Annotated in this window: 25 protein-coding genes; 17 read left to right on the top strand and 8 right to left on the bottom strand. The window is 72.3% G+C overall.

Features of this window, described 5'->3' with window-relative positions; all coding sequences use genetic code 11:
- The first annotated feature begins 128 nt into the window (after positions 1–128).
- A complete protein-coding gene (locus AB0O53_RS28810; protein WP_350997097.1) occupies positions 129–422 on the top strand; it encodes a WhiB family transcriptional regulator in 294 nt (97 codons plus the stop codon).
- Between the two features lie 8 nt (positions 423–430).
- On the opposite strand, the gene AB0O53_RS28805 is transcribed toward AB0O53_RS28810, so the two are convergent.
- The gene (locus tag AB0O53_RS28805) at positions 431–721 is read right to left on the bottom strand and encodes a hypothetical protein (protein ID WP_350997094.1); all 291 of its coding nucleotides are present in this window, start codon (positions 719–721) and stop codon (positions 431–433) included.
- A gap of 232 nt (positions 722–953) precedes the next feature.
- Here AB0O53_RS28805 and AB0O53_RS28800 point away from each other — a divergent pair, with 232 nt between their 5' ends.
- On the top strand, positions 954–1,445 hold the full coding sequence (locus AB0O53_RS28800) for a GNAT family N-acetyltransferase (RefSeq protein ID WP_365199464.1): 492 nt from the start codon (positions 954–956) through the stop codon (positions 1,443–1,445).
- Between the two features lie 15 nt (positions 1,446–1,460).
- Positions 1,461–1,922 carry a DUF6228 family protein gene (locus AB0O53_RS28795; RefSeq protein WP_365199462.1) on the top strand — a complete coding sequence of 154 codons (462 nt, stop codon included), beginning with the start codon at positions 1,461–1,463 and terminating at the stop codon, positions 1,920–1,922.
- 11 nt (positions 1,923–1,933) lie between these two features.
- Here AB0O53_RS28795 and AB0O53_RS28790 read toward each other — a convergent pair whose 3' ends face one another.
- Positions 1,934–2,914: a sigma-70 family RNA polymerase sigma factor gene (locus tag AB0O53_RS28790; RefSeq protein WP_435886689.1), complete on the bottom strand. Its 981-nt coding sequence runs from the start codon at positions 2,912–2,914 to the stop codon at positions 1,934–1,936.
- A gap of 199 nt (positions 2,915–3,113) precedes the next feature.
- Here AB0O53_RS28790 and AB0O53_RS28785 point away from each other — a divergent pair, with 199 nt between their 5' ends.
- Both AB0O53_RS28785 and AB0O53_RS28780 read left to right on the top strand, forming a co-directional pair.
- Complete coding sequence (locus AB0O53_RS28785; RefSeq protein WP_365199456.1) at positions 3,114–4,274, top strand: amidohydrolase family protein; 1,161 nt, start codon at positions 3,114–3,116, stop codon at positions 4,272–4,274.
- Between the two features lie 150 nt (positions 4,275–4,424).
- Positions 4,425–4,949: a DoxX family protein gene (locus AB0O53_RS28780; RefSeq protein ID WP_365199454.1), complete on the top strand. Its 525-nt coding sequence runs from the start codon at positions 4,425–4,427 to the stop codon at positions 4,947–4,949.
- A gap of 21 nt (positions 4,950–4,970) precedes the next feature.
- Here the strand turns inward: AB0O53_RS28780 and AB0O53_RS28775 are convergent, their stop codons facing one another.
- The gene (locus tag AB0O53_RS28775) at positions 4,971–5,336 is read right to left on the bottom strand and encodes a hypothetical protein (RefSeq protein ID WP_365199451.1); all 366 of its coding nucleotides are present in this window, start codon (positions 5,334–5,336) and stop codon (positions 4,971–4,973) included.
- Between the two features lie 482 nt (positions 5,337–5,818).
- Between AB0O53_RS28775 and AB0O53_RS28770 the strand changes: the two genes are divergently transcribed.
- From AB0O53_RS28770 to AB0O53_RS28755, 4 genes are all read left to right on the top strand, one after another.
- Positions 5,819–7,219 (top strand): MBL fold metallo-hydrolase, encoded by a 1,401-nt coding sequence (locus AB0O53_RS28770; RefSeq protein ID WP_365199449.1) that lies wholly within the window; start codon positions 5,819–5,821, stop codon positions 7,217–7,219.
- 135 nt (positions 7,220–7,354) lie between these two features.
- Positions 7,355–7,939: a rhodanese-like domain-containing protein gene (locus AB0O53_RS28765; RefSeq protein ID WP_365199446.1), complete on the top strand. Its 585-nt coding sequence runs from the start codon at positions 7,355–7,357 to the stop codon at positions 7,937–7,939.
- Positions 7,936–8,859 carry a sulfite exporter TauE/SafE family protein gene (locus AB0O53_RS28760; protein ID WP_365199444.1) on the top strand — a complete coding sequence of 308 codons (924 nt, stop codon included), beginning with the start codon at positions 7,936–7,938 and terminating at the stop codon, positions 8,857–8,859. Before AB0O53_RS28765 ends, AB0O53_RS28760 begins: the two co-directional genes overlap by 4 nt.
- A 54-nt stretch (positions 8,860–8,913) precedes the next feature.
- Positions 8,914–9,180, top strand: a complete 267-nt coding sequence (locus AB0O53_RS28755; protein ID WP_008741329.1) for a metal-sensitive transcriptional regulator — start codon at positions 8,914–8,916, stop codon at positions 9,178–9,180.
- Positions 9,181–9,260: 80 nt separating this feature from the next.
- Here AB0O53_RS28755 and AB0O53_RS28750 read toward each other — a convergent pair whose 3' ends face one another.
- Together AB0O53_RS28750 and AB0O53_RS28745 are read right to left on the bottom strand one after the other, a co-directional pair.
- On the bottom strand, positions 9,261–10,946 hold the full coding sequence (locus AB0O53_RS28750) for a hypothetical protein (RefSeq protein WP_365199438.1): 1,686 nt from the start codon (positions 10,944–10,946) through the stop codon (positions 9,261–9,263).
- Between the two features lie 178 nt (positions 10,947–11,124).
- On the bottom strand, positions 11,125–11,466 hold the full coding sequence (locus AB0O53_RS28745) for a HopJ type III effector protein (RefSeq protein WP_365199435.1): 342 nt from the start codon (positions 11,464–11,466) through the stop codon (positions 11,125–11,127).
- 207 nt (positions 11,467–11,673) lie between these two features.
- Between AB0O53_RS28745 and ligA the strand changes: the two genes are divergently transcribed.
- Positions 11,674–13,749: an NAD-dependent DNA ligase LigA gene (gene ligA / locus AB0O53_RS28740; protein ID WP_350997560.1), complete on the top strand. Its 2,076-nt coding sequence runs from the start codon at positions 11,674–11,676 to the stop codon at positions 13,747–13,749.
- 25 nt (positions 13,750–13,774) lie between these two features.
- On the opposite strand, the gene AB0O53_RS28735 is transcribed toward ligA, so the two are convergent.
- Positions 13,775–14,164 carry a hypothetical protein gene (locus tag AB0O53_RS28735; protein WP_350997065.1) on the bottom strand — a complete coding sequence of 130 codons (390 nt, stop codon included), beginning with the start codon at positions 14,162–14,164 and terminating at the stop codon, positions 13,775–13,777.
- A 166-nt stretch (positions 14,165–14,330) separates the two neighbouring features.
- Here AB0O53_RS28735 and AB0O53_RS28730 point away from each other — a divergent pair, with 166 nt between their 5' ends.
- Both AB0O53_RS28730 and AB0O53_RS28725 read left to right on the top strand, forming a co-directional pair.
- Positions 14,331–15,500, top strand: a complete 1,170-nt coding sequence (locus AB0O53_RS28730) for a sensor histidine kinase (protein WP_365199432.1) — start codon at positions 14,331–14,333, stop codon at positions 15,498–15,500.
- 139 nt (positions 15,501–15,639) lie between these two features.
- On the top strand, positions 15,640–16,260 hold the full coding sequence (locus AB0O53_RS28725; RefSeq protein ID WP_403140266.1) for a response regulator: 621 nt from the start codon (positions 15,640–15,642) through the stop codon (positions 16,258–16,260).
- A gap of 30 nt (positions 16,261–16,290) precedes the next feature.
- On the opposite strand, the gene AB0O53_RS28720 is transcribed toward AB0O53_RS28725, so the two are convergent.
- On the bottom strand, positions 16,291–17,055 hold the full coding sequence (locus tag AB0O53_RS28720) for an SDR family oxidoreductase (RefSeq protein ID WP_350997057.1): 765 nt from the start codon (positions 17,053–17,055) through the stop codon (positions 16,291–16,293).
- 287 nt (positions 17,056–17,342) lie between these two features.
- On the opposite strand from AB0O53_RS28720, the gene AB0O53_RS28715 reads away from it, so the two are divergent.
- Together AB0O53_RS28715 and AB0O53_RS28710 are read left to right on the top strand one after the other, a co-directional pair.
- The gene (locus AB0O53_RS28715; RefSeq protein WP_365199428.1) at positions 17,343–18,224 is read left to right on the top strand and encodes an AraC family transcriptional regulator; all 882 of its coding nucleotides are present in this window, start codon (positions 17,343–17,345) and stop codon (positions 18,222–18,224) included.
- A gap of 142 nt (positions 18,225–18,366) precedes the next feature.
- On the top strand, positions 18,367–19,536 hold the full coding sequence (locus AB0O53_RS28710; RefSeq protein ID WP_365199425.1) for a GNAT family N-acetyltransferase: 1,170 nt from the start codon (positions 18,367–18,369) through the stop codon (positions 19,534–19,536).
- A gap of 89 nt (positions 19,537–19,625) precedes the next feature.
- Here the strand turns inward: AB0O53_RS28710 and AB0O53_RS28705 are convergent, their stop codons facing one another.
- Positions 19,626–20,948, bottom strand: coding sequence for a UDP-glucose dehydrogenase family protein (locus tag AB0O53_RS28705; protein WP_365199422.1), 1,323 nt, complete (start codon positions 20,946–20,948; stop codon positions 19,626–19,628).
- Between the two features lie 356 nt (positions 20,949–21,304).
- On the opposite strand from AB0O53_RS28705, the gene AB0O53_RS28700 reads away from it, so the two are divergent.
- From AB0O53_RS28700 to AB0O53_RS28690, 3 genes are all read left to right on the top strand, one after another.
- Complete coding sequence (locus AB0O53_RS28700; RefSeq protein ID WP_350997046.1) at positions 21,305–22,612, top strand: fibronectin type III domain-containing protein; 1,308 nt, start codon at positions 21,305–21,307, stop codon at positions 22,610–22,612.
- An 83-nt stretch (positions 22,613–22,695) separates the two neighbouring features.
- Positions 22,696–23,442, top strand: coding sequence for a lytic polysaccharide monooxygenase auxiliary activity family 9 protein (locus AB0O53_RS28695; protein WP_350997043.1), 747 nt, complete (start codon positions 22,696–22,698; stop codon positions 23,440–23,442).
- 134 nt (positions 23,443–23,576) lie between these two features.
- Positions 23,577–24,176, top strand: coding sequence for a TIGR03086 family metal-binding protein (locus AB0O53_RS28690; RefSeq protein ID WP_365199418.1), 600 nt, complete (start codon positions 23,577–23,579; stop codon positions 24,174–24,176).
- The last annotated feature ends 104 nt before the right edge of the window (positions 24,177–24,280 follow it).

Raw genomic sequence — 24,280 nt, 5'->3', positions numbered from 1 at the left:
GAAGACGTCCGCCGGTCGCAGACCACCCCACTGCGGCCGGCGGGCCCGGCCGTCGCGACGGACGTTTCATCCGCCGGATCGTGAGCAGGCGAGCCTTCGTCATCACCATCCCACGGAAGGAGCAAGCAATGTCCGACGTGTCGCGACTCCCGGGCCGGGCCGGACACCACTGGGAGTGGCAGGCGCAAGCGGCCTGCCGGGGCCTGGGCTCGCGCAGGTTCTTCCACCCGGCGGGAGAACGCGGTGAGGACCGCGCGGCCCGCGACGAGGCGGCGAAGGAGATCTGCTCCGGGTGCCCGGTGCGCGAAGCGTGCCTGCGGCACGCGCTGAGCACCGGTGAGGCGTACGGGGTGTGGGGCGGACTCACCGAGGAGGAACGCCGGAGCCGCACGGCCCGCAGGAGCGCGACCGCGGCGGCCTGACGCCCCGCTCAGGGAAGGCCGGTGCTCAGCGGCAGCGTCGCCCCCGCGCGTACGGAATTGATGACCGCCTCGTGCAGGGCGCGGCTCGCCTCCTCACTGGGGCACGGGACGGGGCTTCCGGCAAGGGGAAGCCAGTCGGACGCCCCGCTGTACTGCACCGTGACGTGCGCCAGACCGTCGACCTCGGTCCACGTGGTGTGGATGTCGAGTTCACCCGTGAGGACGGGTCCCTCCTCGCCGGTCATGACTCCGTCCCGGCCGGCGAAGATCCCGCGAGTGGTCCATGATGCCCAGCTCATCCGGCCTCCTTGCCGCACTGCGCGCAGCGCACTGCACTCGTCGTCCTGCCAGTGTGAACGCGTCGGCCCTCCCGCGCCCTGTGGGCGCGGTGCAGCCGCTCTCCGGACCCGGAACGTGCACGTGAAAGGGGGTGCGCCGGCCCGTGTGGTGCACGTAGGGTCGGCCTGCCTCCCGGCTCGGGGGGCGACTGCCAGATCATGGCTCCGGACGGATCGACGGGTATCTACGGGTATGGACCTTCTCCCTTTCGCCGCTGTGCACGCCGCCACGGTGGCCGGCTGGCCCGCCTCGGCCGGTGAGGTCGCCCTGTGGTGCGGCCGGCAGGAGTTTCCCGTGTCCGCGCGGACGGTCGCCGACTGGCAGCGGGACCCCGACGTCCGGGCCCACGTCCTCGTCGAGGACGGGAGGGCCGTGGCCTACGGCGAGCTGTGGTTCGACGCCGAGGAGGACGAGGTCGAGCTGGCCCGGATCATCGTCGCGCCGGACACCCGGGGGACGGGCCGGGGCCGCGAGCTGGTGCGGGCACTCCTCGCCCGGGCCGTGGCAGCGGGTTACCAGGACGTCTTCATGCGCGTCCACCCGGACAACGACAGGGCCCTGCGATGCTACCGCGGCGCCGGTTTCGCGCCCGTCGCCCCCGGCCTGGCCGCATCCTGGAACGAGGCGCAGCCGGTCGCCTACGTCTGGCTGCAGGGCGCGCGTGACGGCGCCGGCGCGCCCTGACCTAAGGTTTTCCCGGTGATCTCCCAGAACGACGGCTCCGATGAGCCGCCTCACGTCGCCGTCCGCTGCCAGGACAACGCGTCCGTGCGGGTCGGCTTCCACGACCGGCACAGCTCCGACGGCCACTGCGTGCACTACGCGGTCGAAGTGCGGGCGCCCGGGATGCGCGCACGCCTCGACGACGCCGTCGCATGGATCGGTGACGGCCGTGGTCTCGCCCGGTTCCTGGAGCAGCTGGCCGCGGACTTCCGTGGCTGGGACGGCGAACGGTGCTGGACGAGCGACGACCGCGACCTCGGTGTGTCCGCGGCCTTCGGGCCGGGTGGGTACGTCGACCTGACCTGGACCCTGCGCCCCTGGCGGCGCGACGCGGGCGGCTGGAGCGCATCGGTGACCACACGGCTGGAAGCGGGGGAGCAGATGGCGTCCCTCGCCGCTGACGTCCGCCACTTCCTCGACGAGGGCGCCGCCCGCTGACCTCGCCCCGGTCAGGGGAGCGGCAGGCCGGGCCCGGCGCGGTGCGCGGGGACACCGGCGAGCTTGTCCGGGTTCGTGATGGAGAAGACGGCGGCGATCCGCCCGCCGTCCGGTGTCAGGTCCACGATCACCGCGGCGAGCGGACCGTCACCGCCGAGGACCAGCGCGCACGGGTCGCCGGCCACCCACCGGTACCCGATGTCCAGCCCCGCCGCGGGCAGGCCCCGGGCCACCGCGGCGAACACGGCGGCCACCCGCTCGCCGCCGTGCACGGGCCGCAGGCTGACCGCCGGGCCCTTGCCGCCCCCGTCGGTCCACAGGGTGACGTCCGGTGCCAGGACCTCCATCAGCGCCCGCAGGTCCCCGCCCAGCGCGGCCTCGGCGAACCGCTCGGTGACCCGGGCGTGCAGATCCGGTACGGGCCGGTGCCGCGGGCGGCGCTCGCGCACATGGCGCCGCGCGCGGGTGGCGAGCTGACGCACCGCTGCCGGTGAGCGGTCCAGGATGAGCCCGATCTCCGTGTGCGGGAACCCGAACACCTCGTGCAGCACGAACACGGCGCGTTCGAGCGGCGACAGCGTCTCCAGGACGACCAGGACCGCCATGGACAGCGCCTCGGCCCGCTCCGCGCCGCTGCCGACCGCGTCGAACTCGCCCGGGAGCAGGGGCTCGGGCAGCCACGGCCCGACGTAGGCCTCCCGGCGGCGGCCGATGTCCGCGCGCCGGGCCAGGGCCTGGTTGACGGCGATGCGCACCAGATAGGCGCGGACGTTGTCCACCGGGCCGGCGGCCGGCCGGCGGTTGCGGGCGGACCAGGCCAGCCATGCCTCCTGCAGGACGTCCTCGGTGTCGGCGATGCTGCCGAGCATGTTGTAGACCACCGAGAACAGCAGCTCGCGGTGTCCGAGGAACTGGTCGGTGACGAAGTCGGCCGTCGTGGACGTCGTGACCGTCGTGGCCGCGGTGGCCGGGGTGTCCGCGGTGGGTGTCATGGGCTTCGTGGGCACGGGTGTCCTCCCTCTCTCCGCACCCAAGAGCCCGCTCCCGCCCCCGAATGTGACACGGACCGGTCGACTGTGAGCCGGGACACAGATCGCGGCCCCGATGTCACAGTCCGGGCCGGTCCTCCCCTCGGATACGGCATCCGGAGAGGAAAGCCTCCCGGACCCACGGCAGGAGGAGGAGACCCCGATGTCTCGCACCCGCATCCACAACGTCCGCGTGTTCGACGGAGAACGCACCCTCGACGCCACGACCACCGACGAGGTGGTGCTCGACGGCGGACTCGTCACCGAGGTCGGCTCCGGCGCCCACGGCCCGTTCGACGCCGAGTTCGACGGCCGCGGCGGAACCCTGCTGCCGGGACTCGTCGACGCCCACACCCACGTGTTCGACGGCAGCCTGGCCGAGGCCTTGCGCCACGGCGTCACCACCGAACTCGACATGTTCTGCCCGCCGCGCCCGCTGGCCCGTCACCGGCGGCTCGCGGCCGCCCGCGACGACGTGGCCGACCTGCGCAGCGCCGGCATCCTGGCGACCGCACCGGGCGGACATCCGCTCCAGCTCCTGAAGGACCTGCCGGGTGACGTCCTCGACCCGGCCGACATACCGGAGTTCGACTTCGTGACCGACCCGGCACAGGCTCCCGCCTTCGTCGCGGCACGGCGGGCCGAGGGTTCCGACTACCTCAAGCTCGTCATCGACGACGGCGCCACGCACGACACCGACCTGCCGTCCATGACCCTGCCCGTCGCCCAGGCACTCACCGCGGCGGCGCACGCGGCCGGCCTGCGGGTCGTCGCCCACGCGATCACGGCAGCCGAGGCGCACCGGGCGCTCGACGCCGGCGTGGACGGCCTCGCCCACGTCTGGGCCGACCTCGCGCCCGGGGACCCGCGATCGCGCCGGCTGGCCGAACGCATCCGCGCGCAGGGCGCCTTCGTCGTCTCCACCCTCGTATGGTTCGAGACGCTCACCGCCCGGCGCACGCCCGCGCCCGGCGGCTGTGCGCACCCCGGCGACCTCGCCAACGCCGTCGGAGCACTGCGCGCCCTGCACGCGGCGGGCGCCGCCGTCCTCGCCGGGACGGACGCCAACCCGTTCGCACCCGCCCACGGCGCCGCCCTGCACCGGGAACTGCAACTCCTCACCGAGGCGGGCCTCGGCCCGGAAGAGGCCCTCGCCGCGGCCACCGCGGTCCCCGCCCGCCACTTCGGCCTGACCGACCGCGGCCGCATCGCCCCCGGTCTGCGGGCGGACCTCCTGCTGACCGAAGGTGATCCCACGCGCGACGTCCACGCGCTCGCCGCGCCCACCGCCGTCTGGCGGGGAGGCATCCGCACCACCCCCTGACCGGCCCACCCGGGGGTTTCCGCGCCGCCCCGCGCCGGGCGGAGGTCCGATCGGCGGACTTGCGGACCGGCGCGGGGTCGCCGCCGCCCCGACGGGATACGGATGTCGTCGCCGCACCACGACCGGGCCACCGCTTCCAGGGAGACTTCGATGAGCTGTATCAACCGACGCGACCTCGCTCTGCTGGCCCTGCGGGCCGGAACCGGAGCGGTGCTCATGGCGCACGGTACGCAGAAGCTGTTCGGGTGGTTCGGTGGTGGGGGCCTCGACAAGACGGCGGCCGCGATGGAGCACATGGGCTTCACCCCGGGCCGGCAGAGTGCGCTGGCCGCGGGACTCGGGGAGACCGGGGGAGGGGCACTGCTCGTACTGGGCCTGGCCACGCCGGCGGCCGGCGCCGCCGCGGCGGGAGCCATGGCCGGTGCCGTCTCCGTCCACGCCCCGGCGGGCTTCTTCGCCCAGGGCGGGGGATTCGAGTACCCGGCCTTCCTCGGATTCACCGCGGCGGCCATCGGCCTCGCCGGGGCGGGCCGCTACTCCCTCGACCACGCCACCGGCCACACCTTCGACCAGCGGTGGATGCTCGGCCTGGCCTTCACCGCGAGTGCCCTCGCGGCGGCGGCCGTGGTCACCAAGCGCGCGCAGGGCCGGTCGGAGAGCGCCGAGGAGGAGTGATCGGCCGGGCCCGGCAGCCGATCAGCGGCTGGCGGTGATCCATCGCACGAGGGCCGCGTTGACCGTGTCGTCGAGCGCGGACAGGGTGCGGATGGCCGCCATGTCACCGGGCAGCGGTGGGACGCCGACGGCGGTCAGCGCCGCATGGAGGTCCAGGCGCCGCCGGTCCCAGGGCTTCAGGGACGGGGCGGGGCGGGAGCCGGACGGCTCTCGCCCCGCCTGCGGATCCGCCGCGCCCAGGGGAGAGGGGCCGTTGCTGTCGAACGGCTCCTGGGGCGCGTCGTCGCAGGACAGGGACTCGGCACGATCGGCCCCCGGGAACCGGTAGGGGTCGAGGGTCAGCCGAGGGACCGTATCCGCTGACGGGGAACACTGCCAGGACTCCACACGAACCTCCCGGGTCGGCTGAGCTGTTTGCCTGCTGTCCGCGTCCGGCCCGGCCCGGTCGTGGTCGAACGGGCCGGGCTCCGTGCGGTTCCCGGCGTCCTGCCGGGGAGCCACACTCTGGCCCGTACCGCCGCAGACCGCCACATCCGGTGATCGGTGTTTCTCAATGCGGACATGTCCGTAACCCTCGTTTGTAAGAGGCAGGAGTCACGGGCGGGTTGACGCGGAAGGCCCGGATGAGCAGCTCATGCGCGCCGTGCCGCGCGGGGTGCGCCGAACGGGGTCGGGGTCCTGTAACAGGCGGCGCCGGGGGGAGTCCGCACGCGGAGTGACGGGCCGCTCCCCATCAAATACCCAGGGGGGTATTTGACAGGGCCGCTCCGAGGCCTCTACGGTCGTGAGGAAGATACCCCAGGGGGTATTTGCGATCTCGCGAATATACCCCCATGGGTATATGGGTCGCGTGCTACGGAGGTTCTTCCATGTTCTTCGCCCAGTACTACCTCGACTGCCTCTCGCAGGCGTCGTACATGATCGCCGACGAGGTCACCGGTCAGGCCGTGGTCGTCGATCCGCGCCGGGACGTGGCCGAGTACCTGGCCGACGCCGAGGCCCGCGGGTTCCGCGTCGTCGGCGTGATCAACACCCACTTCCACGCCGACTTCGTCGCCGGACACCTGGAGCTGGCCGCCCGAACCGGCGCCTGGATCGGCTACGGCCGCCGCGCCGAGACCGAGTACCCCATCCGCAAGCTCGCCGACGGCGAGATCATCACTCTGGGTGACGTCGCCCTGGAGATCATGGAGACGCCGGGCCACACCCCCGAGTCGATCAGCGTGCTGGTCCACGAGCGCCGGCCGCACGGCCGCGACACCGTCCCGTACGGCGTCCTCACCGGAGACGCCCTGTTCATAGGCGATGTGGGACGTCCCGACCTGCTCGCCTCCACCGGTGTGACCGCGGAAGAGCTCGGCGCCATGCTGTACGACAGCGTGCAGAACAAGCTGATGGGCCTGCCCGACGAGGTGCGCGTCTTCCCCGCACACGGCGCCGGATCCGCCTGCGGCAAGAACCTCTCCACCGAGAAGCAGTCCACCATCGGTGCCGAGCGGGCCACCAACTACGCCTGCGCGCCCATGAGCCGGGACGCGTTCGTGGCCGTCGTGACCGCCGGCCAGTCCGCGGCCCCCGGCTACTTCGCCCACGACGCGGACCTCAATCGCAAGGACCACGCGCTGTTCGACCCGGCCGGCGCTCCCCGGCCCCTGACACCCGCGGAGTTCATCGCCCGCCGTGCCGCCGGCGCCGTCGTGGTCGACGCCCGCGGACCCCAGGAATTCGCCGCCGGGCACCTGACCGGTTCGGTCAACGTCCCGGCGGACGGCCGGTTCGCCGAGCAGGCGGGCACCGTCCTGCCCACGGACGCGGACCTGCTCGTCATCGCACCGCAGAACCGCGAGGAGGAGATCGTCACCCGCCTGGCCCGGATCGGCTTCGACCGCGTGGCCGGCTACCTGCGCTCTCCCGAGGACGCCCTGACCGCCGTCGCCGAGCACGTCACGTCGGCCGGCCGGGTGACGGCGGCGCGCCTCCGCGCAGTCCTGGAGGGGGACAATCCGCCGGTCGTCGTCGACCTCCGCACCTGCGGCGAGCGCGGCGAGAACGGCTTCATCGACGGTGCCCTCCACATCCCGCTGGGCGAGCTGCCCCGGCGCCTCGACGAGCTCCCGCGGGACCGGCCGCTGGTCCTGCACTGCGCGGGAGGCCACCGCTCCTCGATCGGCGCGAGCCTGCTGCGCCACCACGGATTCACCGACGTGTCCGACATCCTCGGCGGCCACGCCGCCTGGGCGCTGCTGAGCGGGCCCGCCACCGTCGGCTGACCGCCTGCCGCACCGTACCGACGGTCGACGGCGCGTCCCCCCGACTCCCGCCCGCACGCGCAGAGCCGTACCCACCCCTGCCCCCACGTATACCCCACCCCGTATTTTCGGGGTGGGTCCCCACCAGGAGCCCTCATGACGACCCGGACCTCCCGCGACGCCGCCCTGCCCCCCGCCGCACTGCAGCACCTGCTCGCGAACGGCGACGCCCCCCGCCTGCTGGACGTGCGCACCCCCGGCGAATTCCGGACGAGCCACATTCCCGGCGCCCACAACGTCCCGCTGAGCATCCTGCGCGAACACGTCGCCGACCTCCGCACGCACCTGGACGGGGGCGTCGTCCTCGTCTGCCGATCCGGCAGCCGCGCCGCACAGGCCCAAGAGGCACTTGCCGGGGCCGGCCTCGCCGACCTGAGCGTCCTGGACGGCGGCATGCTGGCCTGGGAGGCCGCCGGGGCCCCCGTCGAGCGGGGCGAGGCCCGCTGGGACCTGGAGCGCCAGGTCCGGCTGGTCGCCGGATCCGTCGTACTGGCCACCGGCGTCGCAGGCCTGTTCCTGCCGGGCGTGCACCTGATCGGCACGGCCATCGGCGCCGGCCTGACCTTCGCCGCGCTCAGCAACACCTGCGCGATGGGCATGCTGCTGTCCAGGCTGCCGTACAACCGCGGTTCGCGCACCGACGTCCGGACCGTCATCGCCTCGCTGCGGGGCCGTTCGTGATCGCACTCGTCCTCGCCGCCTCCGTCCTGATCGGCATCAGCCTGGGGACCCTCGGCGGTGGCGGGTCCATCCTGACCGTGCCGATCCTCGTGTACCTCGCGGGCATGGAGACCAAGGAGGCCGTCGCCACCTCGCTGTTCGTGGTCGGCGCCACCAGCGCCGTCGGACTCCTCCCGCACGCCCGGGCGGGCCGCGTCCGTCTGCGCACCGGGATGCTCTTCGGCGCGGTCGGCATGGCCGGCGCCTACGGGGGCGGGCGCCTCGCCGAGTACGTCCCCGGGAACGCCCTGCTGATCCTGTTCGCGCTGATGATGCTCGCCACCGCGACCGCCATGCTCCGCGGGCCCCGCGAGCGGGACGCGGGCGGCTCCGACCGTCGCGAACTCCCCGTCAAGCACGTGGCCGTGCAGGGACTCGCGGTCGGCGCGGTCACCGGCCTGGTCGGATCCGGCGGCGGATTCCTGGTCGTTCCGGCACTCGCGCTGCTCGGCGGACTGTCCATGAGCGCCGCCGTCGGCACCTCGCTCCTGGTCATCGCCATGCAGTCCTTCTCCGGACTCGCCGGCCACCTGGCCGGGGTCCGGATCGACTGGGGCACGACCCTGATGGTGACCGCCGCGGCCGTCGTCGGCAGCCTGATCGGCGGCCGCTTCGCCGGGCGCATCCCGCCGGGCGCCCTGCGCACGGCGTTCGGCTGGTTCGTCGTGGTCATGGGCGTCTTCGTCCTCGGCCGGCAGATACCCGCCGCCGTCTGGGCGAGCCCCCTGGTCTGGAGCGGCGCCGGACTCGCCGCGGCTGCGACGGCCGCGGCGGCAGCGGTGGCCCGGGGACGGGGGCGTGGACGGCGAAGGGTGCCCGGTCCGCGGCCCGGCGCCGGCGTGCTCCCGGCGAACGCGCACGAGCCGAGCGCAACCCCCTGATCGGATACCCCACGGGGTACCCTGGGAGGAGCAACGGCGAAAAGGAGATACCCGGTGAAGGTGGAAGAAGAGGCGGCGACCGCGGTCCTCAACCGGCTGCGGCGGGCGCAGGGTCAGCTCGCCGGCGTCATCGCGATGATCGAGGCGGGGCGGGACTGCAAGGACGTCGTCACCCAGCTCGCGGCCGTCTCGCGCGCCCTCGACCGGGCCGGCTTCAAGATCGTCGCCAGCGGTATGCGCCAGTGCCTCGCGGAGAGCGAGGAAGGGGCACCCCCGATGACCGAACAGGAACTGGAGAAGCTGTTCCTCACCCTCGCCTGACGGGTCCCGGGCGGACTCGCACCACGGCCCGGCGCGCTTTCGGTGCGCCGGGCCGTGGTGGTGTGCGGGGCCGGGACCGCTCAGTGCCCGTCGTAGACGCCGAAGATGTCGATGACGAGATCGATGTTGCTGCCGCTGCGGTTGAAGAAGTCGACGATGCCGTTGGCGCCGAGGCTCGCCTGGACCAGGTTCGGCACGGTCTTGCCCGTCGTCCAGTTCAGGGTCGAGGAGTTCGGCGCGACCGGCGGCGTGTGCGTCTTGTTCTCGTACTGCCACAGGGCGTTGGGGTCGGGGGCGACCGTGAGGTGACCCGCGCCGCCGGTGTTGGTGACCGTGGTGTTCAGCACCATGGCGGTGGCCGTGGTGTTCTCCTCGCCGAACGTCGAGTAGATGTAGCGGTAGGGCTTCAGCGGCCCGGAGGGCCACTGCGCCGGGTTGCGGGTGTCGAGGTCGCGGACGGGTCGGACCGGGATGTAGGCGCTCCGACCGTCCGGGCTGTAGTGGCCGACGACGTCGACGATGACGTCGGCCGGGTCCCAGCCGCCGTTGCGGACGATGATCCTGCCGTCCGGGCCGACCGGCACGATCACCGAGTTGGCGATGGTCTGGCCGCCGGTGAAGTTCACGTTGGAGGTGTTCGGAGCGCTCTGGCCACTGGGGAAGACGGTCAGGTGACCGGCCCCCCGCGGGTTGGTGACGGTCACGTTGAGCGCCACGGCCCTGGCGCCGGCCGGGACGCCGCGGGTACCGGTGACCTGGACGCCGAACTGGGTGCGTCCGGGGACCATGCCCCTGGACGTGCCGAGGCCCTCACGGGTGTCGACGAAGCGCGTCGGGTCCATCGGCGTGTAGCCGTTGGCCGAGGTCCGGGTGAAGTAGCCCGTCACGTCGGCGATCAGGTCGACGCCCTGTTCGCCGCTGTTGTAGAGGTTCACGTAGCCGTTCTTGCCGACCGGCACGATGACCAGGTTCGGTACCGAGTCGCCGGCGGCGTAGTTCACGTTCGACGTGGTCGGACGCTCCGTCCCGTCGGCGTACGCGCGGACGTGACCGGCGGTCCTGGTGTTGGTGACCGTGACGTTGAGGACGACGGCGGCGACGTCGGCGGGGATGCCGCTGTTGCCGGCGACCTTCACGCGGGTCTCGCCCCACGCCGGTACCTGGGCGGCCTGAGCGGCGCCCGTGCCGTCCCGGGTGTCGAGCAGACGGGTGGGGCTGTGCGGGGTGAACTCGGAGCCCGGGGTGATGAAGGGCATCTCGTTGGTCGCCGACGGGCCGTTCGCACCGTCGGGGCCGTAGACGGTGACCTTGACCGTGTAGCTGCCCACCTCGGCGTACAAGTGTTGGGAGGCCTTGGTCCCGCTGCCGGTGGCGACTTCGCTGCTGGACGTCCCGTCGCCCCAGTCGATCACGAGCGTGAGCGGCGTGCCCAGGGTGCTCGTGATCTCGGACTTCAGGTCGATCATGCGGGCGCTGCCGGCCGTCCCGCTGAGGCCGACCGTCAGGTCGGCGCCCGCAGCGGCGCCCGGGGCCTTCGGAGCGACGGCGGTCTTGTTCCCCGCGGCCGGCAGGTTCCGCGTCACCGACCGGTCGGCCGGGCTGCTGAAGGTGAACGCGTTCGCGGCGCTCTTGAGCAGGTCCTTCGGCGAAGTGACGCCGTGGGCGCCGTCGGTGGACGGCCCCGCGGCCTGGGCCGTGCCCCCCGGCATGATCCCGACGCCTGCCGCGATGACGGCAGCGGAAATTACGAGTCGGCGACTGCGCACCGGCCCCCCTGGTGTGGTCGAACGTTCGAGTCGATCTCGAAGATCCGCTCACAGTACAGATACGTACCACCCGGTAACGAACGGCTTTTGCGACGGCGCGACCGCCTTGACGGCCGTTTGTGCCGCCGCAGTGCCACCGTGTGTGTCGTGGTTCACGCGGCCGCCGCGAAACCGGGGTTCAGCTCGTGCGGGTCAACGGCGCTCCGCCGAAGCGCACACCGGCCAGGCCGTGCGCCATGAGGTTGCGGATGTTGGCGTGATCGGAGCCGTCCGGCGTCGCCAGCACGCTGCGGTAGTGCTCACCGAACGCCTGCAGCGCCTCCTGGTCGCTCAGCCCCTCCAGCAGGGCCAGACCCAGCGTCTTGCAGGAACCCTCGTTCTCACCCGCGGCATTGTCCAGCTCCCCGTTGCGGAACGCCTGCGGCTGGTACGCGTAGTGCGCGGCGACGAAGGCCAGGGTGCCGGCGAACTCGTGCTCACCCGACGCAAGGCTCGTCCGCAGCGCATCCAGATCAGTCATGTTGGTGTCCCCTGGGTTGGACGGACGGTCCGGTTGCCGTCCGTGACCGGGGGACCATACCCCTTGCGACCCGGACACCAGCAATCGGGCCACATGTCGGAACGAGCGACATCTGCGCAGGTCACGACGTGCGTCCGGGTGATCGGCCGACGGCCCGTGCCGGGCGGCGGGGGTCGGGCGGCTCCGTTGTCAGTGCCGGGCACGATGATGACCTTCATGACCGAAAACAGTGCCCTGCTCTCTCCTGCCGCCTACATGGAGGCCGTGACCACCGCCGTCGCAGCGTCGGCCGCCTACTACGGCGACGGGACCACCCCGCTCGGCGACGACGAGTACGACGGGCTGCTGCGCGCCATCGCAGCCTACGAGGAGGCCCACCCGGACGAGGCGCTCGCCGAGTCGCCGACCGGAAAGGTGGCGGGCGGGGCCGTGCAGGGGGACGTGCCGCACTCGGTGCCGATGCTCTCCCTCGACAACGTCTTCGACGCCGACGAGCTCGCCGAGTGGGCCGCAGGGCTGGAACGGCGCCTCGGTCACCCTGTGACCGCCTGGTGCGTCGAACCCAAGCTCGACGGCCTCGCGGTGGCAGTCCGGTACCGCGGTGGCCGGCTCGTCCAGGTCCTCACCCGCGGCGACGGCCTGGCCGGCGAGGACATCACCCACGCCGCGGACGCCGTCCTCGGACTGCCGCCCGTGCTCACCCGGCCGATCGACGTCGAGCTGCGCGGCGAAGTACTGCTGACGACCGCGCAGTTCGAGGAGGCCAACCGGATCCGCCTCGCCCACGAGGCCACCCCCTTCGCGCACCCGCGCAGCGGAGCGGCCGGCACGCTGCGCGCCAAGGACCGCCCCTACCGCATCGAGCTGACCTTCTTCGCCTACAGCGCGATCGGCCTGGACGACCTCGGCCACGCGGCCCTGCTGGAGGACCTGGCCGCGCTCGGTGCGAACACGGCCGCCAGCACGGCCGCCGCCCCGCTGCGCTGCGAGACCCTGGAGCAGGTACAGGAGCGCATTGACGTGATCGCCGGCCTGCGCGGCGACCTGCCGTTCGGGATCGACGGTGTCGTCGTCAAGGCCGACACGGCCGAGGACCAGCGCCGGGCGGGCAACGGCTCGCGCGCCCCGAGATGGGCGGTCGCCCGGAAACTGGCGGCCGAACACAAGGTGACGCGCCTGCTGGCGGTGGAGTGGAACGTCGGCCGGACCGGGATCATCGCCCCGCGCGCAGTCCTGGAGCCCGTCGTCATCGACGGAGTGACGGTCACCTACGCCACACTCCACAACCCCTCGGACATCACCCGGCGCGGGCTCATGATCGGCGACCAGGTGTTCGTCTACCGGGCGGGCGACGTCATCCCCCGGGTCGAGGCACCGCTCGCCGACCAGCGCACCGGCGCCGAGAGCCCGATCGTCTTCCCCGAGGCGTGTCCGCGCTGCGGCGACGGGATCGACAGCTCCGAGCAGCGGTGGCGGTGCGTACGGGGCCGCAGCTGCCAGGCCGTGGCCTCGGTGATCTACGCGGCCGGCCGGGACCAGCTCGACATCGAAGGTCTCGGCGGCACCCGCGCGATCCAGCTGGTGGAGACCGGCCTGGTCAAGGACATCGCCGATCTCTTCACCCTGACCCGCGAGCAGCTCCTGGGCCTGGAGCGGATGGGCGAGACCAGCGCCGCCAACCTCCTGGCCGCGATCGAAACCGCCCGCGGGGCCGCGCTGAACCGCGTGTTCTGCGCCCTCGGCGTCCGCGGGACCGGGCGCACCATGTCCCGCCGCATCGCCGCGCACTTCGGCTCGATGGCCGCCATCCGGGCCGCCGACGCCGAGACCCTGGCCGGGGTCGACGGCATCGGCACCGAGAAGGCCCGCGTCATCGAGGCCGAACTGGTCGAACTCGCCCCGCTCCTGGACAAGCTGCAGGCGCAGCAGGTCGGTACGCAGGTCACCGAGCCGCAGAGGCCCGCGGCCCCGGCGGCCGACGGAGGCGACGAGAGTGACGGGGGCGACGGCCAGGCCCCCGCGGGCGGCCCGCTGGCCGGCGAGGCCGTCGTGGTGACCGGCTCCATGACCGGCCCCCTCGCCGCGCTGTCGCGGAACGAGATGAACGAGCTGATCGAGCGGGCCGGTGGAAAGGCGTCGTCGTCGGTCTCCAAGCGCACCACCCTCCTCGTGGCGGGCGAGAAGGCCGGCTCCAAGCGCGCCAAGGCCGAGGAACTGGGCATCCGCATCCTCGACCCGGAGGAATTCGCCCTCCTCGTCGCGGACTTCCTCCCCACCGCCTGAAGGGACGTTTCGCCGCCGCGGCGGGTCAGTCCTCCTGCAGGTTGACGGAGCAGGAGACGGTGCCCTCGGAGTCCGGCTTGTCCTGACTCTCGTGGAGCTTGCCGTCGACGTAGACGCGGCAGGCGGTGCCGGGCGGCGCGTTGCGGACGGCGACGCCGTTGAATCCGAAGCCCACGTTCTGGGAGACCGACCAGGGCAGCGACTCGCTCGCCGTCTCCGTCTGGCCGGTCTCCCCGGAGAAGCTGTAGCCCATTTCGGCCTGCCCCGTCCCCGTCACCTCGAACTTCACGTCCCAGCTCGAACCGAAGAGTCCGCAGCCGGTGAGCGTCGTGGCGGCGAGCAGCGCCGCGCCGCCCGCCAGCAGCGCGGCACGGGCCGTGCGGCGCGGAAAGGGGGAACGGGAAAGGGAATTCACGGGGGCTCCAGACGTTCTGTGTGCGCTTGCTCCGACCATTCTGTGCGGCCGGAGCCGCCGCTCCCCACCGTCGAAAGGAGGCATCCGCACCCGGAGCCTCCACCAAAAGTACGTACCCGCCTTCCCGTCGCCGCCCCTCTGACCAGCGCCATCTATCCTCTTCGCCATGCCGCCCCCGCTCCCGACCGTGCTGACTTCCCCCAAGCCCGCCGTCGTCCTCCTCGCCGCCCTCTTCGCCGTGGTCGACGCAGGCGTGGTCAGCAGGACCAGGCTCGGACTCGCCGTCCTGGCCTGTGAGGTACTCGTCTGCTGCACGGTCGTCGTCACGTCCCGGGCCCTTCGGGCCGGCCGGCACGGGACGGCCTGCGTCCTGGCCGCGGGTGCGTCCGGGCTCTCGCTGCTGGTGACCTCGACGGTGCAGGAGACCGTACTGCAGCGGACACCCGGCTGGGCCGAACTGGCGGGCCTGCTGCTCCTGGTGTGCGTGACCTGCCGCTACTCCCGCGGACTGCCGCTCGTGCTCTCCGCGGCCGCACTGTTCGCCGCGACGACACGGCTCGGCCTGCGGGCACCCGGGCTCGCCGACGTGCCCCTGCTCAGCCCGCTGGACGGGTTCTTCACCCTGCTGCCGTCGGCCTTCGCCCTCCTGGGCCTCTACCTGCGCACCGAGGACCGGCGGCGGCGCTCGACGGCCGAGCAGGTGCGGCAGGCCGAACGACTGGAGCTGGCCCGCGACCTGCACGACCACGTCGCCCATCACGTCACGGCCATCATCGTGCAGGCCCAGGCGGGCGAACACGTCGCGGAGCGCGATGCCGCGACCGCCCGACGGCTGTTCGCCGACATCGAGCGGAGCGGCCAGGACGGTCTCGTGGCCATGAGCCGCATGGTCCGGCTGCTGCGCGACCCCGACACCCGGGAGGAAGCGGCCCCCACCACACCGACGCTGACCAGGGTCGGCGCCCTGGTACGCCGCGCCGACACACCGGAACAGCACACCTGGCTGACCGTCTCCGAGGACGTCGACAGCGCCACCTGGTCGCCGCAACTGGCCAAGTCCGTGGAGAGACTGGTTCAGGAAGGGCTGACCAACGTCCGCAAGCACGCCCGCGGCGCCACCTCCGTACACGTCCTGCTGGAGAGCGAAGGGGATCGCGTCGTCGTACGGGTACGGGACAACGCGACCGGCGGACCACGCGCACGCCCCCGGTTCCGCCCCAGCGGCTTCGGCCTGATCGGGCTGAGCGAACGGCTCACCGAACTGGGTGGTGAACTCGACTGCGGCCCCCTCCCCGAGGGCGGCTGGGAGCTGACCGCCGCGATACCCCTGACGTAGGGGCGGCGGCGGTCGCCGTCCACCGCCGCACCCCGCTGTGCCAACCTGAAGCCCCGGCGACGAGGCGCCGCCGGGACCCGACCTGTGCGAGGAGTACCCACGCGTGACTGTCACCGTCGTGATCGCCGACGACCAGGAGATGGTCCGGACCGGCTTCCGGCTGATCCTGGAGAGCCACGAAGGCATCTCCGTGGTCGGTGAGGCGTCCAACGGTGTCGAAGCCGTGGAGACCGTGCGGCGGCTCGCCCCCGACGTGTGCCTCATGGACATCCGCATGCCGGGTCTCGACGGCCTGGAGGCGACGAGGCTGCTGAGGACCGGCCCCCATGCCGCGGCATCGAACACCAAGATCGTCATCGTGACGACGTTCGACCTGGACGAGTACGCCTACCGGGCGCTGCGCGCCGGGGCCAACGGCTTCATCGTCAAGAACTCGGGCTCACGACTGCTCGTGGAAGCGGTGCACGCGGCGGCCCAGGGGGAGTCGCTCATCTCGCCGTCCACCACGGTGCGGCTGCTGAAACACCTGGGCGGGCCTGCGGACCGGCCGAACACGGAGCAACTGCGGCGCCTCACACCGCAGGAGCTGAAAGTCGCCACCCTGGTCGCACGCGGGCGGACCAACAACGAGATCGCCGCCGAGCTGACGTTGGCGGTCAGCACCATCAAGAGCCACCTGAGCCGGATCCAGGAGCGGCTCCCGGCCCGCAACCGCGTGGAGATCGCGGCGTGGGCCTGGGAGCACGGACTCGTCTCCTGAACCCGGCGGACCGGGCCGGGGCGGGGCGGGTCAGCGGGTGGTGTAGCCGCCGTTGAGGAAGAGGGTCTGGCCGTTGGCCCACCAGCCGTCGGTGAGCAGGTGGCGGACCCAGGGGACGATGTCCTCGATCTTGGTCAGGTCTCCGTTCATGGCGGAGGACTTGTGGTAGGCGACGGAGTCGTCGTCCTCGGCCGGGTAGAAGAACGAGGTGTCCATCGGGCCGGGGGCGATGTTGTTGACCGAGATGTTGCGCCCGAACAGCTCCTTGGACAGGGCGCGGGTGAAGTGCTCGACCGGGGCCTTGCTGCCGGCGTAGGAGGAGTACAGGCCGGTGTAGGCGGCCAGCAGGGAGGTGACGATCGTGATGATCTTTCCGCCGTCCTCCATCCGGCGGGCGGCCTCGCGCATCACGAAGAACGCCGCCTTGGAGTTGACCGCGAACATCCGGTCGTACTCCTCCTCCGTGATCTCGGTCAGAGGCTTCTTGAGGACCATGCCGGCGGTGTTGACGCTGATGTCGAGCCTGCCGAAGCGGCTGACGACCTCGTCGAAGACCCGCTCGACCTCGGACACCCGGGTGAGGTCGGCCTGCACGGCGAACGCCTCGCCGGGGCCCGCGTTGATCTGCGCGACGACGTCCTCGGCCTTGGCCCGCGAGGAGTCGTTGTTGTAGTGCACGGCAACCTTGGCGCCTTCCGCGCCGATGGTGGTGCTGATCAGCCCGCCGAGATTGCGGGAGGCGCCGCCCACGAAGGCGACCTTGCCGGCGAGCGTCTTCTCCGGAGTCTTCACCATGACTGTCTCCTGATGCGTGGAGGGGTGGTGTCCCTCGGTCGTTGTCGTCCGGTCCATCTGCCTCATGCAGCATGCGACGCGGCCGGGAGGGGGTCTTGGACGTTCCGCGCGGGGAGGTTGGACGATCCGCGCACGATCCGCGCACGACCACGTACGACCGCGCACGACCGCGCACGACCCGGGCTCGGTCCGGGCACCGGCGGTCCGCCGGTGGCTCACCGCCGCCGCACCGGTGCGGACGGTGACTCCCCTCGCGCCCGCGGGCCGGTGTGCGGGAAAATCAGCGGGTGGTCGGTTCGCGCATCAAACCCGGGCTGGAGTGCCTCACCAGCAGTGCCCAGGACATGGGGCACGCGGTGGTCGAGCGCACGGTGGAAGGTCCCGCCGACGTGCTCGGCGCCCCGGACACGCATGTGCTCGTCGTGCACACCGGAGCCTCGGCGACCCTGTCGTGGCACACGGACGGCACCGCCCACCGGGCGCGCTTCCACATGGGAGAAGCCCTGGTCAACCCGGCCGGCCACGTCTCGCGCCCGCGCTGGCACGACGAGGTCGGGCTGCTGTTGCTCTCCCTCGACCCGCAGTGGCTGGACACCCAGGCCCAGGAGGGCGGGGCACGCACGCACGGGACGCTGGAACTCGCCCCGGACTTCCACTTCACCGACCCGCTGCTGACCCTGCTCGTGCAGCGGCTGGCGGCCGAGTACGAGGCGCCCGGGCCGGTCGACTCCCTGTACGCCGAGTCCCTGGTCCAGGCGGCCGCGGCGGTCCTGCTGCGACGCAACACCGCGGGAACCGGCCCGGATCCCCGCGGCGGCGGCGGCCTGCCCGCCCGGCGCATGGCGGAACTGCGGGACTACATCCACCTGCACCTGGGGCGGCGCATCACCCTGGACGAGCTGTCCGCGGTGGCGGGCGTCAGCTCGGCGCACCTGAACCGGCTGTTCCGGGCCTCGCTGGGCGAGAGCCCGCACCAGTACGTGTTGCGGCAGCGCGTCGAGCGGGCCCAGAACGCCCTGCTCCACAGCGACGACAGCATCGCCGACATCGCCGTGGCGCACGGTTTCGCGGACCAGAGCCACCTCACGAGGGTCCTGCGCCGGGCCACGGGCCTGACCCCGGGGGTGCTGCGGGAGGACGGGGCGGCGCGCGGGCCGGCCGCCGGATGAGACCGCCGGCCCTCGATGACGAGGAGCCGCGAAAAACCTGTTGGACGGGATGGCAGGACGGTGTCACTGTCTGGCTGTGACCATGATCCAAAACCATTCCGCAGCTGTTCCGCTGACTGGCGGCCTTACCCTGCGAGAGGCGGTGCCCGCGGATCTCGACCAGATCGGCGCGCTCCTGTCCGAGCGCGGCGAGCCGGACGACGCCATCGACCACCGCCTGGTCGTCACCGACCCCGATGCGGGCCTCTCCGCCTGCGCCGTGGTCGTCGACGGCGACCGGGTCGTGTCCACCGCGACGCTCCTCGACGAGGAGGTGCGCATCGGCGGAGTCCGTCTTCCCGCCGGCCAGGTGGAACTGGTCGCCACCGACAGCGCATACGAAGGACGCGGGCTCGTCAGGGCGCTCATGCACTGGGCCCACGAGCGGTCCGCCGCCCGTGGTCACGTCGTCCAGGCGATGATCGGAATCCCTTACTTCTACCGGCTGTTCGGCTACGAGTACGCCATCGACATCCCGCAGGCCCTGAACGTGAACTCCCTGCCGCCCGGCGACGCAGCAGCCACGCTCCGCGCCGCCCGGCCCTCCGACATCCCCGCCATGGCCGCCCTGCAGGCCTCGGCCCAGAGCGCGTTCGACGTGACCATGCCGCACTCGGCGGCGTGCTGGCGATGGCTCCTGGAGCACGAGTCGAGCAACCTCCTCGTCCTGGAGGACGACGACACGGTCATCGCCACCGCACGCACCACACCTCCCGGCGAGGAGGTACTCCTGGCCGAGGCCGCGGCACGCGACGAGGCGGCGGCCCGGGCCCTCCTCAGCGGCGTCGCGGCCCTGGCACCCGGCGCCGACATGCAAGCCGTCCATCGCGCGGGCACCGTGACGGGCCACGCGTGGCAGGAGTTCCTCGACCACGAGCCGCGCCGGGGCGCGGAGCAGTACTACCTCCGCATCCCGGACCCCGCAGCACTGCTCGACAGGCTGCGCCCGCTGTTCTGGCAGCGCCTCACCGCCGGCGGGATCGACCGCACCGGCCGGGACATCGTCATCTCGACCTTCGGCGCCCACCACCGGATTCCCGTCCTCGCCGACGGACTCGGTGAGGTCGTCACGGGCGGCGCGATCCAGTCGCCGGGATCGGTCGGAGGAGCCGGCGTGGCTCCCGACCATCTGGCCGCCCTGCTGTTCGGCCCGCACGGAATCGAGGGGCTGACGCGCATCCGCCCCGACGTCTACGCCGCGGACGAGGAACTGTTCCAGACACTCTTCCCCGCCCTGACCGCCGACGTACTCAGCTACTACCTCCCGTACTAGACCTGAGCCGGGGGGAGCACACAGCGGCCCTGCCGAGGACGCGACACCCAGCTTGGCGCGGGCGTCCGTCCCGGCGGGGCCGCTGTGTTCTACCGTCCGGGGCGTCCGAGCTGGTGGACGGTCCAGCCTGCCGTGCGCCAGGGGGCGGGGTCGAGCGCGGTGCGGCAGTCGACGAGGAGAGCGCGGGCGGGGCGGGAGAGGAGTTCCCGGGGGTCGGCCTGCAGGTACTCGGGCCATTCGGTGGCCAGGACGACGAGGTCGGCGCCGTTGACGGAGGCGGGCAGGTCGTCGGTGTAGTCGAGTTCGGGATTGCGGACCACGGCCGTGGGCACGGCTTGGGGGTCGTGGACGGTGACGATCGCGCCGTTCTGCCGGAGGGCCTGCGCAAGCGCGAGGGCAGGGGACTCACGGACGTCGTTGGTCCCGGGCTTGAACGCCGCGCCCCACACCGTGACCTTGAGGTTCTTGACGGTGCGGCCACCGTTGGCCCGGATGACGAGGTCCAGGGCGACGTCCGTGCGGGTCTCGTTGATCTCCTCGGCGGCGCGCAGGAGGGCGGCGGCCCTGTCGGCGCCGAGCCGGCGGGCTGACGCGGTGAAGGCCCGGACGTCCTTGGGGAGGCAGCCGCCGCCGTAGCCGATGCCGGGGCGCATGCCGCCGCTGCCGATGCGGGGGTCGATGCCGAGGATGTCCACGATCCGGGAGACATCGCCGCCGGCGGCCTCGCACATGTCGGAGACGGCGTTGATGTAGCTGATCTTCAGCCCGAGGAAGGTGTTCGCGGCACCCTTGGCCAGCTCGGCGGTGGGCGGGTCGGTGATGAAGATCGGCACACCGGTGTCCAGGATGGGGGCGTAGACGGCGCGGATCGCCTTCTCGCCCCCTGCGGTGGTGAGCCCGGCGATGATGCGGTCCGGACGCAGGGTGTCCTCGACGGCATGTCCTTCGCGCAGGAACTCCGGATTCCACACGACCTCGACCCCGGTGGCTGCGGGGGCGAGGCGTTGGACGAGGGCGGTGACCCGGACGGTGGTACCGACGGTGACCGTGGACTTGCCGACGATGGTGCACGGCCGGTCCAGGTGGGGCGCGAGCTGACGGACGGCCCCGTAGACCTGGCCGGTGTCGTAGGACCGCCCGTCGGCGTCGATGGGGGTGCCGACCCCGATGAAGTGCAGTTCGGCGAACCGGGCGGCCTCACGGATGTCGGTGGTGAACCGCAGTCGCCCGCCGGCGGTGTGACGGGCCAGGAGCTCGGGGAGCGCGGCCTCGTAGATGGGGCATTCGCCGGCGTTGAGCCGGTCGACCTTGTGCCGGTCGACGTCCACGCCGACGACCTCGTGGCCGAGTTCGGCCATCGCCGCCGCATGGGGGATGCCGAGGTGACCACAGCCGATCACGGAAACGCGCATGGCGGGCTCCTGTCCTGCTCCGGGGCACACCCGGTCGGGTGCGCCCCAGACGCTATCGGCGGTCCGCCCCGTCCGTGGCCGAGACGAGTTCGATCGGATTTTCAGATCACCCACGCAGAGTGATCTTGGGTTTCCGCAGGGTCGACGGGCGCGGGCAGGGGGATCAAGGGCGTCCTATCCGGACCTTAAGGGACGGATAACAGCGGCTCCACAGACCCTCAGAGGCCCTTTCGGGACGCAAACCGCGCTTAGTGTCACGGGTGTTGACCGAGGCACTATCGATGCTGCCGCTGCACCGGCGGATCGGCTTTAGCAAGAGGTTTGTGATGTCCCGAAAGCGAATTGCCCTGGCCTGCGTGGCCGTTGTCGTCGGGGTCGGCTCCGTCGTCATCCCCGTGGCCGCCAACGCGGGAGAGGAAGAGAACGGCTTCAGCGCCGCCTGCCGCGTCGCGGACCAGGCCACCGTGTGGTGGGCGTCCGGCGAGGTCACCCTGGCCAACAAGGGGGACCGGCCCGTACGGGACTGGACCGCCGAGTTCGACGTGTCGCAGGGGCAGGTCACCCTCGACAACCCCTGGGCGTACGAACTCCGCCAGGCCGGCAAGCATGTCACCATCAAGCCGATCGCCGACCGCGCCGACGTGGCCGCCAAGGGCAACCGGGCCGTCAAGGTCGGCATCAACCCCGCCGGCAAGGGCATACCCAAGATCACCGGCTGCCGGGTGAAGGGCCCGTCCGGCGGCGGGGGCGACACCGGCACGAACACCGCCGTCCCCGCCGACAGCGGCTCCTTCGTCAAGGACGACACCGCCGTCCACCTGATGTGGAAGCCGCCCACCGGCGGCGGCGAGGTCGTGCGCTACGAGGTCTTCCAGGACGGCAAGCAGGTCAAGACCGTCAAGGACACGATGACGGACATCGAGCGGCTGGCCCCCGCCACCCGCTACGCGTTCAAGGTCAGGGCCGTCCGCGCCGACGGCCGCACCACCGGCTTCAGCAAGGACATCGTGCTCACCACCCTCGCCGCGCCCGGCCAGGACAAGGCGAAGCCGGTCATCCCCGCGGACCTGGAGGCGACGGCCTCCGGCCCGTACCAGGCCTCCCTGCGCTGGCGCGCGGCGACCGACGACGTCGCCGTCACCGGCTACCGCATCTACCAGGGCGGCACGAAGGTCCAGGAGGCGGACGCCAAGGCCACGTCGGCCACCGTCTCCGGGCTGACCGCGAGCACCGCCTACCGCTTCAAGGTCACCGCTGTCGACGCCTCCGGCAAGGAGTCCGACCCGACCCGCGAGGCACAGGCGACCACCACCGCGGCCCCCGACGGCAGCGGCGGCAAGGCCGCTCCCGGCGACTTCGCCGCCACCACCGCAGTGAAGCGGGACGGCGCGGTCGCCCAGCACTACCTGAACCTCGCCTGGTCCGTCCCGCAGGGCGTCGGCCAGATCACCACTTACCAGGTCTACCTGAACGGCAAGCCCGCCCAGACCTTCATGTGGGGCACCGGCGACCCGGTGCTGCCGATCCCGACGACGAAGGGCTCGCGCGAGGTGCTCGTCGGCTCCCACCCCGGCACGACGTACACCGTGAAGATCCGCGCGCGGCTCGGCGACGGCACGTGGGGCGCGTTCTCCCGCGAGCTGACCGTGAAGACCGGCGGCTGACCCGCCCGACCGGCGCCCACACGCCCTCGCGCATGACCGTCGCCCACGCGCATGACCGATCCCACGACCAGGAGCATCCCCGTATGAGCACGACCCGCCCCACCGCCGCGACGTCCCCCGACCCGGCACGGCCCCCGCTCCGCCGCACCGCCCTCCTGCGCCTCACCGCGCTCGTGGCCCTCCCGCTCGCCGTGACCACCCTCGGCTCCGCGCCCGCCTCCGCGCACGGCTCCACCGCCGACCCGGTGAGCCGCAGCGTGGCCTGCACCAAGAACCCGAAGGCCAGCGAGGCCTGCCGCCTGGCCCTCGCCCAGAGCCCCGGCATCCCCGGCGACTGGAAGTCGATCGTCCAGGGCCGCGCCATCGACCACAGCACCCCCACGTCCTCCCCGCAGCACCGCGCCCGCATCGCCGACGGCAAGCTGTGCAGCGCCGGCAACGCACAGTTCTCCGGCCTGGACCTGGCGCGGGACGACTTCCCCTCGACGACGCTGCCCGGCGGCGCCGAGTACGACATTCGCTACGACATCAGCGCGCTGCACAACCCGTACCGCATGGAGATGTACGTCACCAAGGACGGCTACGACCCGAAGAAGCCGCTGAAGTGGTCCGACCTCGAGGACACCCCCTTCCTCAGCGCCGACAACACCGCGGCCACGGCGGCGCCCTCCGGCTTCCTCGGCGCGAAGGCGTTCACGTTCAAGACGGTGCTCCCCGAGAAGAAGGGCAAGCACCTGATCTACACGATCTGGCACGGTCTGAAGCGGCCCGACGGCTCCTTCCAGAGTGAGGAGGCCTTCTACTCCTGCTCGGACGTCACCTTCAAGTAGGAGGACGCCGGCAGGCCCCACCCTCCGAGCCCGGGCACCCCCCCCGGGCTCGGAGGCGTTTTGCTCCGTGTGGCGATGAGTTCGGACCGCGCTCCCGGTCTACCCTTCAGGCCCATTGTCCGAAGGCGTAGGAGATGACTGTTATGTCGCTTATTGATCTGGAGGTGCAGGCCCGGGTCCTGTCCCGTCTCGTGGCGGGAGTGCCGGATGCGGCGCTGGCCGGGCCGACACCCTGCCCCGAGTACGTGGTCGCGGACCTGCTGGACCACGTCAGAGGCCTTTCCGTCGCCTTCCGCGACGCTGCCCGCAAGGATCTGGGCCTCACGACCGACACCGCGCCGGAGCCGGACGGGCCGTCCCTGCCCGCGGACTGGCGCGAGGAACTGCCCCGGCTCCTGGAAGAACTGGCCGACGCCTGGAAGGACCCCGCGGCCTGGACCGGGATGACGCGGGCGGGCGGGGTGGACCTGCCGGGTGAGATCGCCGGTGCGGTGGCCGTGGACGAGCTGGTGATCCACGGCTGGGACCTGGCCCGGGCGACGGGCCAGGAGTACGCGCCGGACGAGGCCGCGTTGCGCTCCACGCACGCGTTCCTCCTCACGGCCGCTCAGGAGGAGCGCGGTGAGGGGGACATCTTCGGGCCCGTGGTGCGCGTTGCCGACGATGCTCCGCTGCTGGACCGGGCGGTGGGGCTGTCGGGGCGGGATCCGGGCTGGACGCCACCGAGGCCGTAGCGAGGGCGTCGGGTGGTGGGGGGTGTCAGGTGGTGAGGGTGGCGAGGGCGGCTTGGTGGTGGGGTGGTGTGGGGAGGTCGGTGAGGTGGTGGCCGGGGATGGTG

This window comes from Streptomyces erythrochromogenes (genome assembly GCF_040684695.1).
Classification (GTDB): Bacteria; Actinomycetota; Actinomycetes; order Streptomycetales; family Streptomycetaceae; genus Streptomyces; species Streptomyces erythrochromogenes_C.
This window is presented reverse-complemented; position numbering and strand designations above follow the sequence as displayed.

Bases quoted from the DNA above. Each gene is read 5' to 3' on its own strand.
- AB0O53_RS28810 (WP_350997097.1), top strand. From the start codon at position 129: ATGTCCGACGTGTCGCGACTCCCGGGCCGGGCCGGACACCACTGGGAG.
- AB0O53_RS28805 (WP_350997094.1), bottom strand. From the start codon at position 721: ATGAGCTGGGCATCATGGACCACTCGCGGGATCTTCGCCGGCCGGGAC.
- AB0O53_RS28800 (WP_365199464.1), top strand. From the start codon at position 954: ATGGACCTTCTCCCTTTCGCCGCTGTGCACGCCGCCACGGTGGCCGGC.
- AB0O53_RS28790 (WP_435886689.1), bottom strand. From the start codon at position 2,914: ATGACACCCACCGCGGACACCCCGGCCACCGCGGCCACGACGGTCACG.
- AB0O53_RS28785 (WP_365199456.1), top strand. From the start codon at position 3,114: ATGTCTCGCACCCGCATCCACAACGTCCGCGTGTTCGACGGAGAACGC.
- AB0O53_RS28780 (WP_365199454.1), top strand. From the start codon at position 4,425: ATGAGCTGTATCAACCGACGCGACCTCGCTCTGCTGGCCCTGCGGGCC.
- AB0O53_RS28770 (WP_365199449.1), top strand. From the start codon at position 5,819: ATGTTCTTCGCCCAGTACTACCTCGACTGCCTCTCGCAGGCGTCGTAC.
- AB0O53_RS28765 (WP_365199446.1), top strand. From the start codon at position 7,355: ATGACGACCCGGACCTCCCGCGACGCCGCCCTGCCCCCCGCCGCACTG.
- AB0O53_RS28745 (WP_365199435.1), bottom strand. From the start codon at position 11,466: ATGACTGATCTGGATGCGCTGCGGACGAGCCTTGCGTCGGGTGAGCAC.
- ligA (WP_350997560.1), top strand. From the start codon at position 11,674: ATGACCTTCATGACCGAAAACAGTGCCCTGCTCTCTCCTGCCGCCTAC.
- AB0O53_RS28730 (WP_365199432.1), top strand. From the start codon at position 14,331: ATGCCGCCCCCGCTCCCGACCGTGCTGACTTCCCCCAAGCCCGCCGTC.
- AB0O53_RS28725 (WP_403140266.1), top strand. From the start codon at position 15,640: ATGGTCCGGACCGGCTTCCGGCTGATCCTGGAGAGCCACGAAGGCATC.
- AB0O53_RS28720 (WP_350997057.1), bottom strand. From the start codon at position 17,055: ATGGTGAAGACTCCGGAGAAGACGCTCGCCGGCAAGGTCGCCTTCGTG.
- AB0O53_RS28705 (WP_365199422.1), bottom strand. From the start codon at position 20,948: ATGCGCGTTTCCGTGATCGGCTGTGGTCACCTCGGCATCCCCCATGCG.
- AB0O53_RS28695 (WP_350997043.1), top strand. From the start codon at position 22,696: ATGAGCACGACCCGCCCCACCGCCGCGACGTCCCCCGACCCGGCACGG.
- AB0O53_RS28690 (WP_365199418.1), top strand. From the start codon at position 23,577: ATGACTGTTATGTCGCTTATTGATCTGGAGGTGCAGGCCCGGGTCCTG.